Below are 18,699 nucleotides of genomic sequence, written 5' to 3'. Positions count from 1 at the left end.
AGCGCGATAAAGGTCGCGAACCCTTGTTACGGTATATTCAGGGAGATACGCATCACTGCGCGGTTCATATTTCAATGCAAATAACTACCATAATCGGATCAACATTCAGTGCAATTTAACAGGGTCGCCCATTAGAGCTGCTTCGTCCCCATATCCATATGCTCACCATAGGCGTCGCTGCTGCTCACGCTGACATTTGGAAGCTCCAGAACCACCCGATACGCATCCATTTCATGGCTGACAAAAGCATGCGCCGAGCCCCAGAGATACAGCCGAAACCGGCGATAAAGCATTTCGTCCCAACGGCTCACTATTTCATCGCGAGCGCCTTCCAGGCGCTCGGCCCATATCTTGCATGTGAGGAAGTAGTTATGCCGGTCGTTATGCACCTCCAACACATCCAGTTCGCTCTTAGCCACTTCTGCCAAGAAAGCGTGCAGGCAGAAATAAGCATGGTCGCCCGGAAAGATATAGCGGGATACAAAGGTCGGCTTGGAATACTTTTCCCGGTACGCGCTGGCATCAAGGTACACGCGCCCTCCTGGTTTCAGCAAGCGTTGAAGATGCCGTAGAACGGCCGGATAGTCGGGCAGGTGTTCCATCACCCCGAGGATTACTATGGCATCGTAAGGGCCCGGCGATGTGTGTTCCCAAAAGTCTTGATTCAGCACCTTGCATGGGAGTTGCAGCCGCTCAATCAAGTCTGCCAGAAAAGCTTCGGACTGTTCTGAAATAGTCAGCGATGTGACGTGAATTCCGCGTCGTCCTGCATGCTCGGTGAAACTGCCCCAGCCGCCGCCGACATCCAGGACGTGATCCCCCGGTTTTAGCCGGCAAACGTCGATGGCAAAATCGAGCTTGCGGTGTTGGGCCGCTTCCAGTGACTCGTCGTCGTGCTCGAATACCGCTTGCGAATAGCAGCGGCTAGGATCCAGGAATTTGAGATAGAACTCGTTGCTGAAATCATAGTGGCCGGCAATCGCCCGCCGGTCGGTCTGCTCCCGACCTACGAACAGTGGCGCAATCCGCGACCACAGAGCGTGCAGCGGATGATGGTCGCGCAACAGCCCGCGGAGACTGGCGAATCCCAGCATGTCTCCCGCGACATCCAGGTTGCCTGCCATGTAAGCTTCGCAAATTCTCACCTCATCCAGGTCTCTGAGGGCAGCCAGCCCGTGACGATTCTTGACCAGGATCTGGATTGCGGGCTCGCCTTTCCCTAAACGATAGGTGTGGCCACCCCACAACTAGATTTCGACGGGTAGTTTTATCTTGTCGGCTACCCGCTTTTGAATCAGCCTGAAGATTCTGTCATAAGGCCTTGTCAATGCAGTATCAACAAATTGTCCCATCAATTGTCCCTCACCCAAAGAATCAGCGTTTCATCCACACCTTCATGCCTGATGTACTTTCGTCAGCGCGTCGCTTCGAGCCAGGATTTTGCAAAAGATTGCGCACCCTCGCGCTGAACGGCACGTCTGCAGCCGTGAACACACTGAGAAGAATGCCTGCCCCGACAGGACATATCTGTGCGTTACCGTACACAGACGGATGGTACGGGCACATCGATGCCGAGAAGGCCCGTATGGTGCAATAAATCGAACGGGTACGGTATTGCCCTTCCCGAAAACGCATACGCTCGGCTGGTGTTTGCAGTTCTGAGGTAATCCTTGAACTCACGTTGCACGTAGCCCGGCAATTCCCTGCCCTGCACCGCCAAATGGGCGTGAATGCCGAGTAGTGTTACTCAACGGTCTGGTAGATAAGGGTCTGCTCGGGCCGGTGGCGCTGGTAACTGCCAGCCGGCCACTCCCCCACGGCACTCCTTGCCGCAGCGGTGAGAGGCATGATCCGCGTCCTTGCGATATTGTATATTTATAGGGTCTACCCATGGATGACCATCCCACAAAGCGCGGGTTATCCCCCAGCGCGCAGGCAGCGGCATGTCGCTGCCTGCGCGCACCCGGTAGACGCTGACCGGCATGGCGATATTCTTGACGCGCTGCTCGCCGAGAAAGTCGTAGCCGAAGTGCACCTTGCCCTCGACGGCATCGTAGACAGGACTCGAAATGCAGATCCCGCCGGGTTCCGCGAGGGCTTCCATGCGGGCGGCAATATTGACGCCATCCCCAAAGATAATGCCACTGTCGTCTTCGATAACGTCGCCCAGGTTGACGCCGATGCGAAACTCCATGCGCCGTTCGGAGGGCAGCTCAAGATTACGGCCTTCCAGTACCTTCTGTATCTCGACGGCACCGTTGACGGCCTCCACTGCGCTGGGGAACTCGGCCAGGATGTTGTCGCCGGGGGCATCAACGATCCGCCCCATATGGCGCTCGATCACCCGGCCAATGGCCTGCTGGTATTGTTTGAGCGTGTCGACAGTTGCCTGTTCATCTTCGCCCATCAGGTGAGAGTAACCGACGACATCGGCACTCAGAATGGCGGTAAGTTTGCGCTGACCCTGGGACGGGCTCATGGGGCTGTCTCGTTGCGGCGGTTGTCGGTATTCGCTGCACTCATTGTCAACCTACCAGAGTCACTCCGGAGCCACAGACAGCTCCCCGCAGGGTGCCAAATTTAACCGTAGGAGTCGCGCCCCGCGACGAATGGCTGTTGCTCCGGAGAACCTTGCCATCGTTCCAAAAGCTTCGCAGCGGGGCGCAGCTCCCACGAGCACCATGGCGGGCGCAGGGCGCCCGCGTGCGGCTTTTTGCCTTTTGACCCTTGCCTCTTGACCCTTGAACCTGCTCCTCACAGCCCCGCCGCTGCGCTTCTTTACCCATCTACCGTCATATTAAAAAGCAAGAGCTAGATCCGTAACCCGGATGTGGCCTCAAGTCCGCGATAACCGCGCCTAGGGCGGAGCATAATGAGATAACAGGCCTGATGTCAGGTTTGGCGTCAGGCCTGGATCCTGGCAGGGCACAGCAGAGGCAGACTGGGGTTTGGGATGCGTTACCACTGCTGCAGATTAAAGCGCAGCTCTGCGAGTTTGGCACTGACGACCTTTTCGAGGTGATTCAACTCGCCCAGCAGCTGTTCCCGTGTGGGAGCCGGCTGGCCCTGGCGGGTCAGCTGCTGCAGTTCGTCCAGTGCGCTGAGCAATTCGGTGGCGGCGCTATGGCTGCCTGTGGAGCTCTGTTTGGCGGCCAAACGCTGGAAATCATATTTCATGCTGTGGGGCTGACTGTCGTCCCCGGTGCTGTGGAAGTAGACCTTGAGTTCATCGCTGTGGCTGCCTTGCTTGAGCGTATAGCGCGCAATGGACTCAACTTCGGTAATTCCCATGGCAGAGAGTGTCGGGTACTTGTGCATGAGATCTCCAGGTTGTCGGCAACGGGTGGCGGCGGTGGGACGGGCGGCGGTTCCTGTATCGGAGAGCCGTGATGCATCGCCTGACAGGGTAGGGGCTTTGGCGGTATTGCTCTAGCGCCAGTCGTATCTGAGCGATGATGCCAGTCGGGTGGGCGAGAAGGAGTGCTTGGTTCCACCAAAGCATCATGGCTGGATCTAGTCACCGGGCGCCTTGCTGGTCATGATGAATTCATGCGCCCTGGGTGGCGCCTCTGTTTATAAAAACACAGTTAAGAAGACCGAAGGTGACGAGATGGCTGCAGCAAGCGTGGAAATCGAACTCAGCGAACAGGCGGCGAAGCTTTTTGCGGACTACGAGCGTTATACCAATGTAACGGCCGAGGTTTACATCAAGGAGCTGGTGGACAAGACCCTGCCCACGCTGCAGGCCATGGTGTCGGCATTTGAAGAGTGCCAGGACAATCCGGCTGCGGTGATGGAAGTCTTCGGTCGCAAGATGGGCGAGATGATGCTGGAGCAAAAGCAGGCACAGCAAGCGGCCAGTCAGTCGCAGTAAGTCGCGTCAGGTTACAGGGGAGGATAGTGCCGCGCATTCGGATGACACTGCAGGCAGAAAGACGTGGCAGTGGCCATCGGGCCACCGCCGGCAAAGCGCATTACTTCATGCTTTCGATCTGGCGGCGCAGTTCGTTGATCTTTGAGTTCACCACGGTTTCGAGGTGATTCAGATCTTCCAGAAAGCGGGCTTTCACATCTTCAGGCGGCTGGGTGGCAGGCTGGGTGGTCAGCTTGTTCAGCTCAATCACGGCATTCTGCAGCGTCGGGCTGCTGTCGGTCAGGCTGTCCCACTTTTCACCGCTGCGAAACTGCATCGGGATGGACTTGCGCGGGCGGGCAAAGGTGAATTTCTTGCTGCGTGACAGCAGCGAAGTCTTGGGGCGCTTATAGTAGATTTTCAATACATCCACATCGCTTTCGCGGCGCAGGCTGTACTTGGTGATGTCTTCGAAGGAGCTGATGCCCATCTCTTCGAGCGTCGGGTAGTCTGACATTAATCTGATCTCGCCAATAACAATGGATAAAGGGTCGTCTGGCTATTGCAGGATAACCGCAAAAGCCAGTATCAGCACATTTGGGTTTCTGTGCCGTCTGTAATCGAGATTGTTGTTATTGTCGAAGCCGGCTGATTATAGAGCCTGCGATCTGCCCGCATAGATCCAGCGTGGGCTCCCGGTGGGAGCCAGCCGGGCTGCTTTAAACGGCCGCGACCGAATCCAGGTAGCGCACTATATCCGACGACTCGTACATCCACTGCACATCGCCGTTATCGCTTTCAATGCGCAGGCAGGGTACTTTCAGCTGCCCGCCCTGTTCCTGCAGTTCCTGGCGGTAGTCCGCCTGCCTTTTGGCATCCCGCGTTTCGATCTTCAGTGACCGGCGGCGCATGGCGCGGCGTACCTTGACGCAGAACGGGCAGGCGGCGTACTGGTAAAGCGACAGCCGTGCGGTCTGCTGATCGAGCACCGCCTGTTGTTCGGGCGGGCGCTTGACGCCCCGTGGGCGGGTCAGAAAATCGAGCAGAAGAATGATGCGTCCAAGAACCCAGCGGATGATCGCCATCGTGTATTACCTTCAAAAAAAGCTGATTCTGTAAGTGCGGCGCTTTATATCACAGATAGCGGTGTGCGGTCGAATTTTGATCAGTTCCAGGGACAGAACCCTGCCGTCTTACAATCTTTTTACAACACCCATACGTTTGTCTGACCGCCCGAGAGCGCGGGCGCCCTAGAGTGCAACACAGGCAGTGACCAGTGCACCACAACGGGCACTCTATACACTCAACCGGGGAGACGGATCATGGACACAGGATTCACACATCACTGGCTTCGGCCCTTTCTGCTGCTTCTATTCTGGCTGCCGCTGGCAGCCCAGGCGCGGGATGTCGGCCTTAATCTGAGTCTGGCCACCCCCGTGATGGACGCCGACAGCACTCAGACAGCCTTTATCAAGATAGCCCTGCAGGGATTCGAGCAGGAAAGCCTGGCACAGCGCTCGCCGGTGAATGTCGCCATAGTGCTCGACAAGTCCGGCTCCATGAGCGGCGAGAAAATCGCCAATGCGCGGGAGGCGGCCATTATGGCGATTGCGAGCCTGGATGCGCGGGATATCGTCTCGGTGATCAGTTATGACTCCCGCGTCCAGGTGGTGGTACCGGCCACCCGGGTGCAGGATCGCCAGTCGATTTATCGCGCCATTCGCCGGCTGCAGGCCGGTGGCAATACGGCGCTCTTTGCCGGTGTCAGCAAGGGCGCACAGGAAGTGCGCAAGTTTCTCGAGCGCCAGCAGGTGAGCCGGGTCATATTGCTGTCCGACGGTCTGGCCAATGTCGGGCCCCAGTCGCCCCATGAACTGGGCCGCCTGGGTCAGTCCCTGGCCAAGGAAGGTATCAGTGTCACCACCATCGGCCTGGGGCTGGGTTACAACGAAGACCTGATGACCCAGCTGGCGGGTTTTAGCGACGGTAACCATGCCTTTGTCGAGAATGCCGCGGATCTGGAGCGTATCTTTCAATATGAATTCGGCGATGTGATGTCCGTGGTGGCGCAGGATCTGAGCATCGAGATTCGCTGCCTCAATGGTGTGCGGCCGTTGCGCCTGATCGGGCGCGAGGCCGAGGTAATCGGTGACCGGGTGCGCACCCGCCTGAGTTCGCTCTACAGCGAGCAGGAAAAGTTCGTTATTCTCGAGGTCGAAGTCCCGGCCCACGCGGCCGGCAGTACTCTGGATCTGGCCGAGGTGCAGCTGGATTACAACAATCTGGCGCTGCGGGAAAAACGCCAGCTCAGTGGCCTGGTACAGGCGGCCTTCAGCGACTCGGAGCAGGAAGTGCAGCAGGCGGTCGACAAACCTGCGCTGGAGTCTGCGGTGGAGCAGGTGGCCAATGAATACAGCCGCCAGGCGCTGGAGCGGCGTGACCAGGGTGATATAGAAGGGGCCAGGAGCATTCTGCAGAAAAGCGCCACGCTACTGGGCGCCCAGGCCGATACGCTGAGCTCGCCCAAGCTGGAGGCTCAGGAGGCGGAAGCCCTGAAGGATGCCGATGAAATATCCTCCGAAGACGACTGGAACCGCAAGCGCAAGGAGCTGCGTGAGCGCCAGTACAAGCGCTCCACCCAGCAAACCTATTAACGGAATAGGGAGGCCTCTGAGCCTGTGAAGTATCGCGCCCCGCTACTGCTCATTCTGCTGGTGCTCCTGCCCGTGCTGCTGCTGGGCTGGCTGGGCCTGCGCCTGCAGCACAACGAGCAGCAGCTGCTGGGGTTGCAGCTGCAGACGCTGATCGAGCAACAGCTGCAGTCGGTGGATCAGCAGTTGCAGACCCATTTTCGTCAGCTCGAAGGCGTGCTGGCGCAGCAGGCACAGCGCCTGCGGCGCCAGACTGACCCCGACTACAGCAGCGAGGCCCTGCGTGCCTTTGTAAAGAATTCGGTCTACGTGGAACAGCTGTTTGTGCTGGGCGGCACCGATGGCAGCGAGCGCCTGTTTCCACCGCGCTTCGAGCCGTTGAGTCAGGCGGAGCAGCGCTTTGTCGAACAGATGCAGCCGTTGTGGCGCTCGCCCGACCTGTTTCGCCCGGCCGCTGCCGATCCGGTTGACCCGCTGCAGCAGGCCCCGGTACGGGCGGCGGGCGATGCCTCCAGTTATCTGGCCAGTGGCCAGCTGCGGGCGCCTTCGGCCCCGGCCGAGCTGGCGCTGGATCTGGCGGACGCAGACCGCACAATGGCCAAGGCCGAAACCGCTTCCACCGCGCCCTCGGGCTGGATCGCCTGGCACGCCAACACCGGTTTGATGCAGGTGTACTGGTGGCGCGATGACCGGGGCCGCACCCTGGGGTTTGTGCTGAACAGCGCGCGCCTGCTGTCCGATTTGATCAACCGGTTGCCGGATGGCGAGCAGGGTGACCAGCAGCTGGGCAACGCCGAAATCCGCCTGCTGGACAGCCGTGGCAGCACCCTCTACAGCTGGGGTGGCTACCGGGCCGAAGGCAATGCCCTGCGCCTGCTCTGGCTGAACCACCCGCTGGGCAGCTGGCGGCTTGAGTATCATGCCCCGGCCGGCACCCAGGCCGGAGCTCAGGGTGCGCTCGCGCTGTTGGCGCCCTTGCTGCTACTGGCACTGGGACTGGGCTTGCTGGGCTATCTGCTGTATCGCGAGCACGGTCGGGAACTGCGGCTGGCGCGCCAGCGGGTCAACTTCGTCAATCAGGTGTCCCACGAGCTGAAAACACCGCTCACCAATGTACGGCTCTACGCCGAGATGCTGCAGGAGCGCCTTGGTGATGATGATCAGGACCCGGGCGTGCGGCGCTATCTGGATGTGATCACCGGCGAGAGCCAGCGCCTGTCCCGCCTGATCGACAACGTGCTGAGCTTTTCCAGGCTGCAGCGCCAGCAGCTGCAGTTGCGGTTTGAATCCGCGGACGTGGATGAACAGATTAACCGCATCCTGCAGACCTTCGCACCCCTGCTCAGGCAACGCGGCATAAGAGTGGAATTCAGTGCCGGTATTGGCGCCACCCTGCGCTACGATGCCGGTACCCTGGAGCAGATCCTCAACAATCTGCTGAGCAACTGTGAAAAATACGCCGCCGACAGTGGCGCCCTGCAGGTGCAATCCTGGCGGGAGGGTTCGCTCATCTGTATCCGGGTACAGGACCAAGGCCCGGGAATAGACCCCGGCGAGCAGCAGCGTATCTTTGAACCCTTCTATCGCAGCAGCAACAAACTCACCGACGGCGTGGCCGGCACCGGTATTGGTCTGGGCCTGGCGCGGGATCTGGCCCGTGCCCACGGCGGTGACCTGAGCCTTGAGTCGTGCGGGCAGGGTGCCTGTTTCCTGATTCGGCTGGAGCTACAAGCATGAAAATACTGATTGCCGAGGATGACCTTAATATTCGTCTGGGTTTGAAGGATCTGCTGGAGGTCGAGGGCTACAACTGCCTGGAGGCCGCCGATGGCGACCAGGCCTGGGCGCTGTTCGAGCGACACAGGCCCGATCTTGTGTTGCTCGATATCATGATGCCGGGGCAGGACGGCTACAGCCTGTGCCGGCGCATTCGCCAGCAGGATCAGCAGCTGCCGGTGATCTTCATCAGCGCCAAGTCGGAGGAGATTGACCAGGTACTGGGGCTGGAGCTCGGTGCCGATGACTATATCAAGAAGCCCTTCGGCAGCCGCGAAGTGGTGGCCCGTATCCGCGCCGTGACGCGTCGGTGCCTGGCGCGGGGCCTGTCACCCACGCGGGTGGATGACAGCTTCCAGATGGGGGATCTGCGGGTGCTGCCGGCGCAGTTGCGCGCCGAACGCGACGGCCATCGCATTGATCTGAGCCTCAGGGACATGCGCATCCTGCAACTGCTGCATCGCAATCCGGGCCGGGTACTGAGCCGCGACGAGCTGTTCGATGAATGCTGGGGGCGCCATTATCTGCCCAGCAGCCGTACCCTGGACCAGCACATCTCCAAGCTGCGCAAGGCCGTGGAACTCGACGCCAAAGACCCGCGCATCATCGTCACGGTGCACGGGGTGGGCTATCGCTTTGATGGCTGAAGGCCGTTGCCTGCCCTGTCGATACGCGCCCTGCGCGCCAGATCCGTTACCGCGTTTTTTCATCCTTGCGCTTCACCCCCCTGATTCATTTGCTCTTGGCGGTGTCCTTGTGTTGAGATCATCCTTGCGCCCATCGGTACCCATACGCAACAGGAGCTTGCACGATGCCCATGACCCGAACCGCTATCGCCGCCGCGCTGAGCCTGTGCCTCTGGCTGCCAGGGACTGCTCCCTCGCACGCGGCCGAAGGGGCCGAGCTACGACGCCACCCGGGTGAAATACTCGACCTGAGCACCATGGAAACGCTGTCGCCCGAGGATCTCTACGTCGCGCTCGAGCACAAGAAAATCATCCTCATTGGCGAACAGCACGACAACCCCGAGCACCACGCCGTCGAAACGCTGTTGCTGGAAGATCTGGTGACACCGGGAACCGCCGTGGTATTCGAGATGCTGGGGCCCGATCTGCCACTTGACAAGCTCGGTATCACCACGTCCAGAAGCGAACTGGCAGCGGCGCTCAAGCCGGTGACGCAGCGCTGGGACTGGAACAGCTACGGCCCGCTGTTTCATCTGGTGCTGCAGCTGGGCGGATCGCTGGCCAGCGGCAATCTGGGCCAGGACCAGATAGACGCGCTGTATCAGGGGGAAGACGCCGGCCTGCCTGCGCAGGAAATACAGTCCCGTGCCGCGGTGACCGGGCAGGTCCGCAAGCACATCGGTAATGAGATCAGCGCACAGCATTGCGAACCGGTGCCGGCAGAGCGGCTCGATCCGATGGTCGAGATTCAGCTGGCCCGGGATGCCCGCATGGCCTCACAGCTCCAACAGCATGCCGGGGGCCGGCCGGCATTGCTGCTGGCAGGCGGTTACCATGTACGCAAGGATCTGGGGGTGCCCCGCCATCTGGACCCTGACGACAGCGCGGTGGTGATGCTGGCGATGGTGACGGATAGAGGCGAAATCGTCGGCGGCGACGAATTGCTGTCGAACCAGGTGGCGGACTACCTCTGGTTCACCTCGGCGACCCAGGAGACGGATTATTGCGGCGATACCGGCGCCAGCGCCAGCCACGCATTGCCAATGTCCAACTGACGGCGTCGGCCCTGACGTTCGGTGACGTCCAGCAGCTGGTAACCGAACGGGGTTCTGACCGGTCCCTGGATCCGGTCAGTGGAGTACTGAACAGCACCTTTTCGGATTATTGCAGCCTCTGGCGGCAGGCTGAAGCTGCCCAGCCTGCCACCGCGGGCGCTGGCAGAATGCACGACAACGCCGGAGCCTTTTGCGCGGCTGTCCTCTGTGCGGGCGGGACGGGAACTGCATTGCGATCGGACTGGAGTCGACGTTCATCAGCCGGCAGCTCCATTACCGCAGCATCCTGCTTCGCCATCAGGATCAGGCCGTTGCCCCGGTTGCCGACGGCGCTGACTATCGCTTTGATGGCTAAGGGGTGAGGGCCCGGGTGCCTGGTCGCGCAACAGACAACCACTGGCGTCGGGCTCGGCTATCCTTTTAACATCGGTTCGGTTGGTGGCTCCAGGCGGTGTGTCGGGTACCGGTCAGAACCGCCTACCGCGACCCCCTGGCTAGGAAAGTAGTCGCGGCACCGCTGGCAGCGGACGCCGACTTGTGAACGCTAGGCCGAGGACGTGAAAGCCCCATGCGCTGTACTGATTGTGGGCAAGACAATGCATCAGGTGCCCGATTTTGCGAGCATTGCGGCACGCGAATGGCTCGCTGCTGTCCGCAGTGCGGTCAGGAGGTGAGTTCCGCCGCCCGCTTCTGCAATGCCTGCGGCACCTCGCTGGACGATGCGCCAGCGGCTGCGGCCACCCGCGTCGCCCCGGCCGTGCCAGCGCCTATCCAGTACACTCCGCCCCACCTGGCCGAACGTATCCTGGCCGAGCAAAGCGCCCGGCAGGCCCGCGGCAACAGCAGCGGCGAGCGCAAGACCATCACCGTGCTGTTTGCGGACATGGCCGGGTCCACGGCGCTGATCCAGGATCTGGATCCTGAAGAGGCGCGTCATCTGATCGATCCGATCCTCGAGCTGATGATGGAAGCCGTGCACCATTACGAGGGTTATGTCGCCAAGTCCCTCGGTGACGGCATTCTGGCCCTGTTCGGCGCCCCCATTGCCCATGAGGATCACCCCAGACGCGCGCTTTATGCGGCGCTGCGCATGCAGGAAACGATTCGCCATCACAGTGACCGCGTTCGGCTTGAGCAGGGTATAGCGCTGCAGGTGCGTGTCGGCATCCATACCGGTGAAGTGGTGGTGCGGGAAATACGCACCGATGATCTGCATACGGATTATGATCCGGTGGGCAATACCATTCACATCGCCGCCCGCATGGAGGGGATCGCCACCCCCGGCACCATCCTGGTCAGTGAGCCCAGTTACCGGCTGACCGAGGGATATTTTGATTTCAAGGCGCTGGGGGATACCCGCGTCAAGGGACTGTCCGAGCCGCTGGCCGTGTATGAACTGCAGGGGCTCGGCGCCCTGCGTACCCGGCTGGAAGTGGCGGCGCACCGTGGCCTGGCACGCTTTGTCGGTCGCCAGGCCGAATTGGCACAGCTGCAGCAGGCACTGAACAAGGCCTGTGCCGGCCATGGGCAGATTGTCGGTGTGGTGGGGGAGCCGGGTGTCGGCAAGTCGCGGCTCTTTTACGAGTTCAAGCATCGCGGGCAGCAGCCATGCCGGGTACTGGAAACCTTTTCGGTCTCCCATGGCAAGGCGTTTGCCTACCTGCCGCTGATTGAATTACTGAAAAATTACATGCAGATCGGGCCTAAGGATGATGAGCGCCAGCGACGCGAGAAAATCATCGGTAAGGTGCTGACGCTGGACCGCAGCCTGGAGGGCAGCCTGCCCTATCTTTACTACCTGCTGGGCGTGGCCGGGCCGGATTCGGCGCTGGGACAGATGGATGGGCAGATTCGGCGCCAGCGCACCTTCGAGGCCATTCGACAGCTGCTGGTGCACGAGAGTCTCGATCAGCCACTGGTGCTTGTCTTCGAGGACCTGCAATGGCTTGACAGTGAAACCGAAGCCTTTCTGCGGGTGCTCAGCGACGGGGTGGCCGGGGCCCGCATGCTGTTGCTGGTGAACTATAGGCCCGAGTACCAGCACGACTGGGGCCAGAAAAGCTGCTACACCCAGCTGCGGCTGGATCCGCTGGGCCCGGCAGAGGCGGAGGAACTGCTGTTGGCCCTGCTGGGGGAGGATGCGTCGCTGGCGCCGCTCAAGCCCCTGGTCATGACCCAGACCGAGGGCAATCCCTTTTTTCTGGAAGAGGTGGTGCAGACCCTGGCCGAGGAACAGGTGCTCAGCGGGGAGCCGGGCGCCTATCGTCTGCAGCGGGCGCCCGCCGATCTGCACATACCCACTACGGTGCAGGGCGTGCTGAGTGCACGCATCGACCGCCTGGCTGCGGCGGAGAAAGCACTACTGCAAACCCTCGCGGTGATCGGCAAGGACTTCCCCTGGAGCCTGGTGCAGCAGGTGGTCGGGCCGCCGGAGGACGCCCTGAAGCGCGGGCTGTCCCGCTTGCAGGCCGGGGAATTTCTGTACGAGCGGCCGGCCTTCCCGGAAGTCGAGTACACCTTCAAGCATGGCCTCACCCAGGAGGTTGCCTATGGTTCGCTGCTGCTGGAACGTCGCAGCCGGCTGCATGAACGCACGGCCCGGGCCATTGAAACGCTCTTCAGTGACAGTCTGGATGACCACTGCAGTGAGCTGGCCCACCATTACAGTTGCAGCGGCAATGCCGGCAAGGCGGTGGAGTATCTGCTGCGGGCCGCAGAGCAGGCGATGCGCCGCTCAGCCGCTCAGGAGGCTCTGGCGCACCTCACCCGGGCGCAGGCTGTGCTGCCCAGGCTGGCGGATACCACGCCGCGAACGCGGTTTGAGCTCAAGCTGCAGATCACCCTGGGCCATGTCTGGATGGTCATCCGCGGGTTCGGCGCCACGGAGGTTGAAGCGAGCTTCACCCGGGCCCTGACCCTGAGCCGTGAACTGGGCGACAGCGGGCAGCTGTTTTCCGCCCTGGCGGCGCTGCGGCGGTTTTATACCCTGCGGGCCGATTTCGGTGCCGCCCAGAAGATGGCCGAACAGTTGCTGGCGATGGCAGAGGAGACTTCGGATCCGGCGCTGCTGGTACAGGCGCATGGTGCACTGGCGGGCACCTCGCTGTTTCGCGGGCGGCTGCACGAAGCGCAGGGACACTCTGAGCAGGTGCTGGCGCTCTATGATGCGCACGAACATGGCAACCATACGTATTTGTACGGCATTGAGCCGGGTATTCTGGGGCTGATTATCGGTTCCTGGGCGCTATGGTATCGCGGTTATCCCGACCAGGCGCTGCAACAGTGCCTGGACGCGCTGGAGCTGGCACAGCAGACGCCCAACCCTTATACCCTGGCGGATCCGATGATCTATAGGGCCGAGCTGCATCAGCTGCGCGGTGAAGTGGCACAGGCCCGGGAGTGGGCCGAGTCTGTCATCGTACTGGCGACCGAACAAAGTTTTCCCTATTGGCGCGCACGCGCCAGTATGCTGCGGGGCTGGACCCTGGCCGAGCAGGGCCAGCCGGCCGAAGGCATAGCGGCCATCCGCCAGGGCATGCTGGATTACCAGGCAACCGGTGGCGAGTTCCTCAAACCCTACTTTATGGCGCTGCTGGCCGAGTCTCTGGGCAAGTCGGGAGAGGAGGAAGCGGCGCTGGCGGTACTTGATGATGCCCTGGCCATCGTCGGGCAGACCGGGGAAAATTTTTATGCGCCCGAACTGTACCGGCTGCGGGGCCTGTTCAGTCTGCAGCAGCCCTCAGACGCCCAGGCCTGCTTCGGACAGGCCATCGCCCTGGCAGCTGAACAGGGAAGCCGTTCGCTGGAGCTGCGGGCGGCGACCGATCTGGCCCGGCTGCTACAGCAGCAGGGCAAGCAGAAGGAAGCCCACGAGTTGCTGGCCACCCGCTACAAGGTTTTTGATGAAGGTTTCGATACCCTTGATCTGCGGGCAGCCGGGGCGCTGCTCGAGCAGCTGAGCCAAAATCCAGCTGCAACCTGAGGCTTAGCTCAGGGTTATAAAGCCCAGTACCAGCAGCACGATAAAGATGGTTTCGCTGACCACCAGCAGCACCGGTTTGAGGCCCACGGTGAGGATTTCCTTCAGCGAGGTACGTACACCCAGGGCGGCAATGGCGGTGAGCAGCAGCCAGGAGGCGCTGTCTGCCAGCGGTTGCACGATCATCTGTGGGATCCAGCCCAGGCTGTTGAGCGTGAACAGCACCACGAAGCCGATCAGAAAACCCGGAACCCCGACACTGCCGCCGCCGACTTCACCGCGACTGGCCATGGAGCGGCGAATCACCACGCCGATGGTCAGTACGATAGGCACCAGCATGGCGACGCGCAGCAGCTTGACGAAGGTACTCAGATCACCGACCTCGGACGACACGCTGTAACCGGCGCCAACCACCTGGGCGACATCATGGATGGTACCGCCGAGGAAAAGCCCGGCTTCGGCCGGCGTCAGCCCCAGCTCATGGCTGATCATGGGGTAGAGCACCATGGCCAGGGTGCTCAGAGTGGTTACGCTGATCACGGTAAAGAGGGTGTCTTTTTTGGTCTGTTCGGTTTGCGGCAGCACGCTGCTGATGGCCATGGCGGCGGATGCGCCACAGATGGCGACGGAACCGCCGGTGAGGGTGCCAAAGCGGCTGCTGAAGCCCAGCAGGCGCGCCATGACGATGCCGAAACCGATGGTCAGCAGCACCGCCGAACAGACCATCAGCAGCGGCGGCCAGCCGAGGGTGAGTACATCGGAGAAGGTGATGCGCAGCCCCAGCAGCGCCACGCCCAGGCGTAACAGGGATTTGGCAGCCAGCTCGATGCCGGGTACCACGCGCGGTTCTTCGCTGAGGAAATTGAACGCCAGGCCCAGCAGCAGGCCCATCAGCATGGCCGGCGCGCCGTAGCGCTGGGACAGGAAGGTCGCGGCAATGCCGATGGTCACGGCGACACAGAGCCCGGGGAAGTAGCGTTGCTTGAGCTCACCGAGTCTGTCGATGGGGTGTGCGACCAGCTGTTTCATGGGCGAGTAACTCGAATTTTATTGGGTTTATGAGTGCTGAGCGCGGCCTGGTCGCCGGTTGCGGCACGCCGCACCGGGTCGCAGCGAGATGCCGCGTCACGGGGTTTGAATCCATTCTTATGGATCCAGCCGGCAACTGTTAGGGCCAGATAGCCGAAGATCTGATGCCAGTTCGCCGGCCGCGCAGACGTTGGCGGGAGCTGTCAGGGACTGAACTGCACCACATTGATGGGCGGCAGGTGGCTGGACAGGCAGTGCCAGTGATCGCCCTGATCTTCACTTATCCACAGGCCGCCGGTGGTCGAGCCGAAGGCCAGCCGATTGCCGCTGGCTGGCCGCTATCCGGTCAAAAATAAACAGCCCCTTGCGTGTGCCGACTCTGAGTTGCATCTTGCTGTCCCCGCAGTTGGGTGTTTGTCGTCAGGCGCGCAGGGCTCTGTCAGCCACCGGAAAGTGCCTGCAGTATATAAATTTCGGACTGGGGTCTGAGCCTGTCACTCAGGTGGCGGCGATCCTGAATCTGCTGGCCATCAATGAAGATAGCGATGTTTTTGCGCAGCCGCTGCTGGTCATCGAGGATATAACCCGCCAGGCGGGCATTGCCGGCAAAGGCTTGGCTGAGGGCTTCGCGCAGGGTGCCGGCACTGACGCTCAGCGAAGGGCAATCGAGATAGCGCTGCAGATGGGAAGTGAAACTGATGGTTGCCATGGCATGTTTGCAACAACAGGCTGAGAATCGTCTTTCGATAATAGTACAGCCAGCCTCAGACCGTGGCTGTCGGCCTGCTTAGTCATCAAGCCGGCTGAGGCTGCCGCAATCCTGGCAGTGCACGGCGTTGCGCACCGGAAACAGCGGGAAATCGAGTCCCAGAAACACCAGAAAGGCAAGCCGGCGACCCACCGCCTGGTAGCGGGTGTTGCAGCTGCCACAGCGGGGGCAGACCAGGGCTTCACAGCCTTCCTGGTCTTCCACATCCTGGCTGCGGTCCTGGGCCAGAATCTCCTGCGCCCGCCACAGTTGCTCGGGTTCGACCTGCACCCGCACACCGTGTAGGCACTGTTGATGTTTGCGGATGTGTTCTGTTGCCCTGCAAAACCCCTCAGACAATGAAGCGGACGCCGCTCAGGGTGGTTCCCTGTGCAAGTTCGCTGAAGCGGTATGAGGCGTTTTGCAGGGCAACCCTGATGGGCCGGGGCTGTTTTCGCACAATACGGCGTTGCTCGCCGCTTATTTGGAGCAACCAAACCACGCAACTCCCGCCTTGTCTTGTTCGAATACAGTCCCGGCAGGACATATCCGCAAGCGTCAACAGGGCCTAAGCCTTGCTGTAGAGCCACTGCATGCTGATGGTGAATTCATCGGCGACCCAGGCATTGATGCCCTCGGCTTCGAGCTGAGCGCGGGCGATCTGGGCCTGATAGGGGAAATCGAAATGGGCCACGGTCAGCAGCATGGGCGGGTGTCCGGTCAGTTGCAGGCGTGCCGGGCAAAGCCCAAGGCACGCCCTAAGCATAGCCAATCGAACAGCGTTTGATGGCAGGATCCGCTGCCGCAAACCGCGTGCTGTCGTTTCGCCCTAATGGGTGCTAAAAGCGCCTCTAAGAGCGAAGCAGTACACTAGCGGGCGGCAGCGGCCGTCGGCACGAAAGTATCCATGAACAGCTGCAGCAGGCGCGGGGCATCCACCGCCACGCACACGTTCTGCGACGGGTAGCCGTCCCAGGGACCGGGTGCATAGCTGCGGTCGTCTGGCTGCTGCACGGTCTGGCCGATGGCGATGCCGCTGTCGACGACGCGGACCGGGCCGCGGCGCACCTCGAACAGGGTTGGATCTATGACGTAGGCGACGGCGCTGGAATCGTGCACGTAGCAGCCCGGGATCTGTTCGCGGCTGCTATAGAAGTCGACGTAGAAGCGCGAGATATCCCACATGAACTGGCCGTGGCTACCGCCCCGGTCGCGCAATTGCCCGAACAGGTCGTTGCTCATCAGCACCTGGTGGGTGACGTCCAGACCGACCAGTGTGACCGGCCAGGGCGCGGTACAGACGATATCGGCCGCGTGCGGATCGCCGATAATGTTGGCTTCGGCCACCGGGGTCACATTGCCGCCCTGGCCGTTGACGCCAAAGGCGCCGCCCATGATCACGACCTCCCTGACCAGTTGCGCGATCTCCGGATCCTCCTTGACCGCCAGCGCCAGGTTGGTCAGGGGGCCGACGGCGACCAGGGTCACCTCGCCCGGATGCTGGCGCAGGGTATCGATGATCAGGCGGTAGGCGGGTCGGTCGTCCGCCTGGCGGGTCGGCTCGAAGCTGAGGCCGACGTTGCCCAGACCATCGTCGCCGTGGACAAAGGTCGGAGGCTCGGCCTTGTACTGCAGCAGCGGATGGCGCGCCCCCCGGGCGACCGGCACCTCGATGCCGAAACGTTCGCACAGGTACAGGGCGTTGCGGGTGGTGACATCGATATGGGCATTGCCATGCACCGTGGTGACACCGATCAGGTCGATGGCCGGATGGTGCTGCAGGAACAGCAGGGCCATGGCATCGTCGACACCGGGGTCGGTATCGAACAGGACCTTGGTTGGCGCGGTCCTGTTCTGGGTCTGGTCCGCTTGCATCTTATGTTTCCCGGTGGCTGCTGGGTTGGCTGGCGATTTCATCGCGATAGGGCATGGCGGTCTGGGCGCCAGTGCGCGTCACGGCAATGGCCGCGGCGGCCTGGCCGAGACGGATCGCCGCCTCCGGTGTCAAACCCTGCGCAATGGCCGCGCCGAATCCGCCGACAAAGGTATCACCGGCGCCGGTGGTGTCGATGGCCGCCACTTTTTGGGCTTTGAAATGGCGCAGCTCGTCACCCAAGGCCGCGACCGTGCCCTGGGCGCCCAGGGTAATCAGTACATTGCGACAGCCCCGCCTGCGCAGGTGCGCGACCGCGGCCCGTGCGTCGTCGGGCGTGTCAATGGCCTGGCCGGCCAGTGCGGCGGCCTCGATTTCATTGACGACCAGCCAGTCGACCAGGGCCAGCAGGGCATCGTCCAGCGGCAGGATCGGGGCGGCATTGAGCAGGGTGGTGCAGCCGTGGCGGCGAGCGGCCTGCAGGGCGAAGCGCACCGTATCCAGCGGCACCTCGAGCTGGCAGACCAGCAGCCTGGCGTCGCGCAACAGCGTATCTAAGGGTTCTATATCGGCCTGGGTTAGCGCGTGGTTGCTGCCGGGTACCACGATGATGCTGTTCTGGCTGCTATCGTCGACGGTAATGGCGGCGATGCCGGTCGGGCAGCCGTGCTCGATACGCACGCCGCGATGATCAATGCCTTCGCGGGCAAGGTTGGCCAGCAGCACAGGGCCGTAGTCGTCGTCGCCGACGCAGCCGATCATGGCCACCGAGGCGCCAAGCCGCGCCAGCGCGACCGCCTGGTTGGCGCCCTTGCCACCCTGGGTGATCGAGAAGCCGCTGCCAGTCAGTGTCTCGCCCGGTTGCGGCAGGCGCGGCGTGCGGGTGACCAGGTCCATGTTCAGGCTGCCAACCACGACCACATCACAGCTGGGGGGCGCTGCGTCGGGGGCCGGGTTCTCGTTTGAAACTTCCAATGCGTTCACCTTGAAAATGTAAAGCGTGCGGTCCGGCAGCGATCCGGCGCCAGTGTCTTCATTGACTATAGCGG

At 61.7% G+C, this 18,699-nt stretch carries 17 protein-coding genes; 6 read left to right on the top strand and 11 right to left on the bottom strand.

Annotation, left to right across the window (positions count from 1 at the left end; translation table 11 throughout):
* Positions 1 to 131: 131 nt before the first annotated feature.
* From MRS74_RS12755 to MRS74_RS12745, 3 genes are all read right to left on the bottom strand, one after another.
* Positions 132 to 1,124 (bottom strand): class I SAM-dependent methyltransferase, encoded by a 993-nt coding sequence (locus MRS74_RS12755; protein WP_254580678.1) that lies wholly within the window; start codon positions 1,122 to 1,124, stop codon positions 132 to 134.
* 623 nt (positions 1,125 to 1,747) lie between these two features.
* Positions 1,748 to 2,479, bottom strand: a complete 732-nt coding sequence (locus MRS74_RS12750; protein ID WP_254580677.1) for an adenylate/guanylate cyclase domain-containing protein — start codon at positions 2,477 to 2,479, stop codon at positions 1,748 to 1,750.
* A gap of 479 nt (positions 2,480 to 2,958) precedes the next feature.
* Complete coding sequence (locus MRS74_RS12745; RefSeq protein WP_254580676.1) at positions 2,959 to 3,318, bottom strand: DUF3461 family protein; 360 nt, start codon at positions 3,316 to 3,318, stop codon at positions 2,959 to 2,961.
* A 292-nt stretch (positions 3,319 to 3,610) separates the two neighbouring features.
* Between MRS74_RS12745 and MRS74_RS12740 the strand changes: the two genes are divergently transcribed.
* Complete coding sequence (locus MRS74_RS12740) at positions 3,611 to 3,874, top strand: hypothetical protein (protein WP_254580675.1); 264 nt, start codon at positions 3,611 to 3,613, stop codon at positions 3,872 to 3,874.
* Between the two features lie 100 nt (positions 3,875 to 3,974).
* Here the strand turns inward: MRS74_RS12740 and MRS74_RS12735 are convergent, their stop codons facing one another.
* The gene (locus MRS74_RS12735) at positions 3,975 to 4,370 is read right to left on the bottom strand and encodes a DUF3461 family protein (protein WP_254580674.1); all 396 of its coding nucleotides are present in this window, start codon (positions 4,368 to 4,370) and stop codon (positions 3,975 to 3,977) included.
* Between the two features lie 202 nt (positions 4,371 to 4,572).
* Positions 4,573 to 4,938, bottom strand: a complete 366-nt coding sequence (locus MRS74_RS12730) for a glutaredoxin family protein (protein ID WP_254580673.1) — start codon at positions 4,936 to 4,938, stop codon at positions 4,573 to 4,575.
* Positions 4,939 to 5,175: 237 nt separating this feature from the next.
* Here MRS74_RS12730 and MRS74_RS12725 point away from each other — a divergent pair, with 237 nt between their 5' ends.
* From MRS74_RS12725 to MRS74_RS12705, 5 genes are all read left to right on the top strand, one after another.
* Entirely contained in the window at positions 5,176 to 6,507 is a 1,332-nt protein-coding gene (locus tag MRS74_RS12725; protein WP_254580672.1) for a vWA domain-containing protein, read from the top strand.
* Positions 6,508 to 6,531: 24 nt separating this feature from the next.
* Positions 6,532 to 8,241: a sensor histidine kinase gene (locus MRS74_RS12720; protein WP_254580671.1), complete on the top strand. Its 1,710-nt coding sequence runs from the start codon at positions 6,532 to 6,534 to the stop codon at positions 8,239 to 8,241.
* A complete protein-coding gene (locus MRS74_RS12715) occupies positions 8,238 to 8,927 on the top strand; it encodes a response regulator transcription factor (protein ID WP_254580670.1) in 690 nt (229 codons plus the stop codon). Before MRS74_RS12720 ends, MRS74_RS12715 begins: the two co-directional genes overlap by 4 nt.
* A gap of 164 nt (positions 8,928 to 9,091) precedes the next feature.
* Positions 9,092 to 10,021 carry a ChaN family lipoprotein gene (locus MRS74_RS12710; RefSeq protein ID WP_254580669.1) on the top strand — a complete coding sequence of 310 codons (930 nt, stop codon included), beginning with the start codon at positions 9,092 to 9,094 and terminating at the stop codon, positions 10,019 to 10,021.
* A gap of 568 nt (positions 10,022 to 10,589) precedes the next feature.
* Positions 10,590 to 14,003, top strand: a complete 3,414-nt coding sequence (locus tag MRS74_RS12705; RefSeq protein WP_254580668.1) for an adenylate/guanylate cyclase domain-containing protein — start codon at positions 10,590 to 10,592, stop codon at positions 14,001 to 14,003.
* A gap of 3 nt (positions 14,004 to 14,006) precedes the next feature.
* Here the strand turns inward: MRS74_RS12705 and MRS74_RS12700 are convergent, their stop codons facing one another.
* From MRS74_RS12700 to rbsK, 6 genes are all read right to left on the bottom strand, one after another.
* Entirely contained in the window at positions 14,007 to 15,029 is a 1,023-nt protein-coding gene (locus MRS74_RS12700; protein WP_254580667.1) for a YeiH family protein, read from the bottom strand.
* Positions 15,030 to 15,468: 439 nt separating this feature from the next.
* The gene (locus MRS74_RS12695; RefSeq protein WP_254580666.1) at positions 15,469 to 15,738 is read right to left on the bottom strand and encodes a MoaD/ThiS family protein; all 270 of its coding nucleotides are present in this window, start codon (positions 15,736 to 15,738) and stop codon (positions 15,469 to 15,471) included.
* A gap of 78 nt (positions 15,739 to 15,816) precedes the next feature.
* Positions 15,817 to 16,068 (bottom strand): hypothetical protein, encoded by a 252-nt coding sequence (locus tag MRS74_RS12690; protein ID WP_254580665.1) that lies wholly within the window; start codon positions 16,066 to 16,068, stop codon positions 15,817 to 15,819.
* Between the two features lie 277 nt (positions 16,069 to 16,345).
* Positions 16,346 to 16,483: a hypothetical protein gene (locus tag MRS74_RS12685; RefSeq protein ID WP_254580664.1), complete on the bottom strand. Its 138-nt coding sequence runs from the start codon at positions 16,481 to 16,483 to the stop codon at positions 16,346 to 16,348.
* A 164-nt stretch (positions 16,484 to 16,647) separates the two neighbouring features.
* On the bottom strand, positions 16,648 to 17,652 hold the full coding sequence (locus MRS74_RS12680; RefSeq protein ID WP_254580663.1) for a nucleoside hydrolase: 1,005 nt from the start codon (positions 17,650 to 17,652) through the stop codon (positions 16,648 to 16,650).
* Between the two features lies 1 nt (position 17,653).
* On the bottom strand, positions 17,654 to 18,634 hold the full coding sequence (gene rbsK, locus MRS74_RS12675) for a ribokinase (protein ID WP_254580662.1): 981 nt from the start codon (positions 18,632 to 18,634) through the stop codon (positions 17,654 to 17,656).
* Positions 18,635 to 18,699 lie beyond the last annotated feature (65 nt).

The organism is Marinobacterium sedimentorum (assembly GCF_024267675.1).
Lineage (GTDB): Bacteria > Pseudomonadota > Gammaproteobacteria > Pseudomonadales > Balneatricaceae > Marinobacterium_A > Marinobacterium_A sedimentorum.
This window is presented reverse-complemented; position numbering and strand designations above follow the sequence as displayed.

Excerpts from the sequence above, each read along its gene's own strand:
- MRS74_RS12710 (WP_254580669.1), top strand. The coding sequence starts at position 9,092 with ATGCCCATGACCCGAACCGCTATCGCCGCCGCGCTGAGCCTGTGCCTC.
- MRS74_RS12685 (WP_254580664.1), bottom strand. The coding sequence starts at position 16,483 with ATGCTGCTGACCGTGGCCCATTTCGATTTCCCCTATCAGGCCCAGATC.
- MRS74_RS12740 (WP_254580675.1), top strand. The coding sequence starts at position 3,611 with ATGGCTGCAGCAAGCGTGGAAATCGAACTCAGCGAACAGGCGGCGAAG.
- MRS74_RS12715 (WP_254580670.1), top strand. The coding sequence starts at position 8,238 with ATGAAAATACTGATTGCCGAGGATGACCTTAATATTCGTCTGGGTTTG.
- MRS74_RS12695 (WP_254580666.1), bottom strand. The coding sequence starts at position 15,738 with ATGGCAACCATCAGTTTCACTTCCCATCTGCAGCGCTATCTCGATTGC.
- MRS74_RS12735 (WP_254580674.1), bottom strand. The coding sequence starts at position 4,370 with ATGTCAGACTACCCGACGCTCGAAGAGATGGGCATCAGCTCCTTCGAA.
- MRS74_RS12730 (WP_254580673.1), bottom strand. The coding sequence starts at position 4,938 with ATGGCGATCATCCGCTGGGTTCTTGGACGCATCATTCTTCTGCTCGAT.
- MRS74_RS12705 (WP_254580668.1), top strand. The coding sequence starts at position 10,590 with ATGCGCTGTACTGATTGTGGGCAAGACAATGCATCAGGTGCCCGATTT.
- MRS74_RS12700 (WP_254580667.1), bottom strand. The coding sequence starts at position 15,029 with ATGAAACAGCTGGTCGCACACCCCATCGACAGACTCGGTGAGCTCAAG.
- MRS74_RS12755 (WP_254580678.1), bottom strand. The coding sequence starts at position 1,124 with ATGGCAGGCAACCTGGATGTCGCGGGAGACATGCTGGGATTCGCCAGT.
- MRS74_RS12745 (WP_254580676.1), bottom strand. The coding sequence starts at position 3,318 with ATGCACAAGTACCCGACACTCTCTGCCATGGGAATTACCGAAGTTGAG.
- MRS74_RS12680 (WP_254580663.1), bottom strand. The coding sequence starts at position 17,652 with ATGCAAGCGGACCAGACCCAGAACAGGACCGCGCCAACCAAGGTCCTG.
- MRS74_RS12750 (WP_254580677.1), bottom strand. The coding sequence starts at position 2,479 with ATGAGCCCGTCCCAGGGTCAGCGCAAACTTACCGCCATTCTGAGTGCC.
- MRS74_RS12725 (WP_254580672.1), top strand. The coding sequence starts at position 5,176 with ATGGACACAGGATTCACACATCACTGGCTTCGGCCCTTTCTGCTGCTT.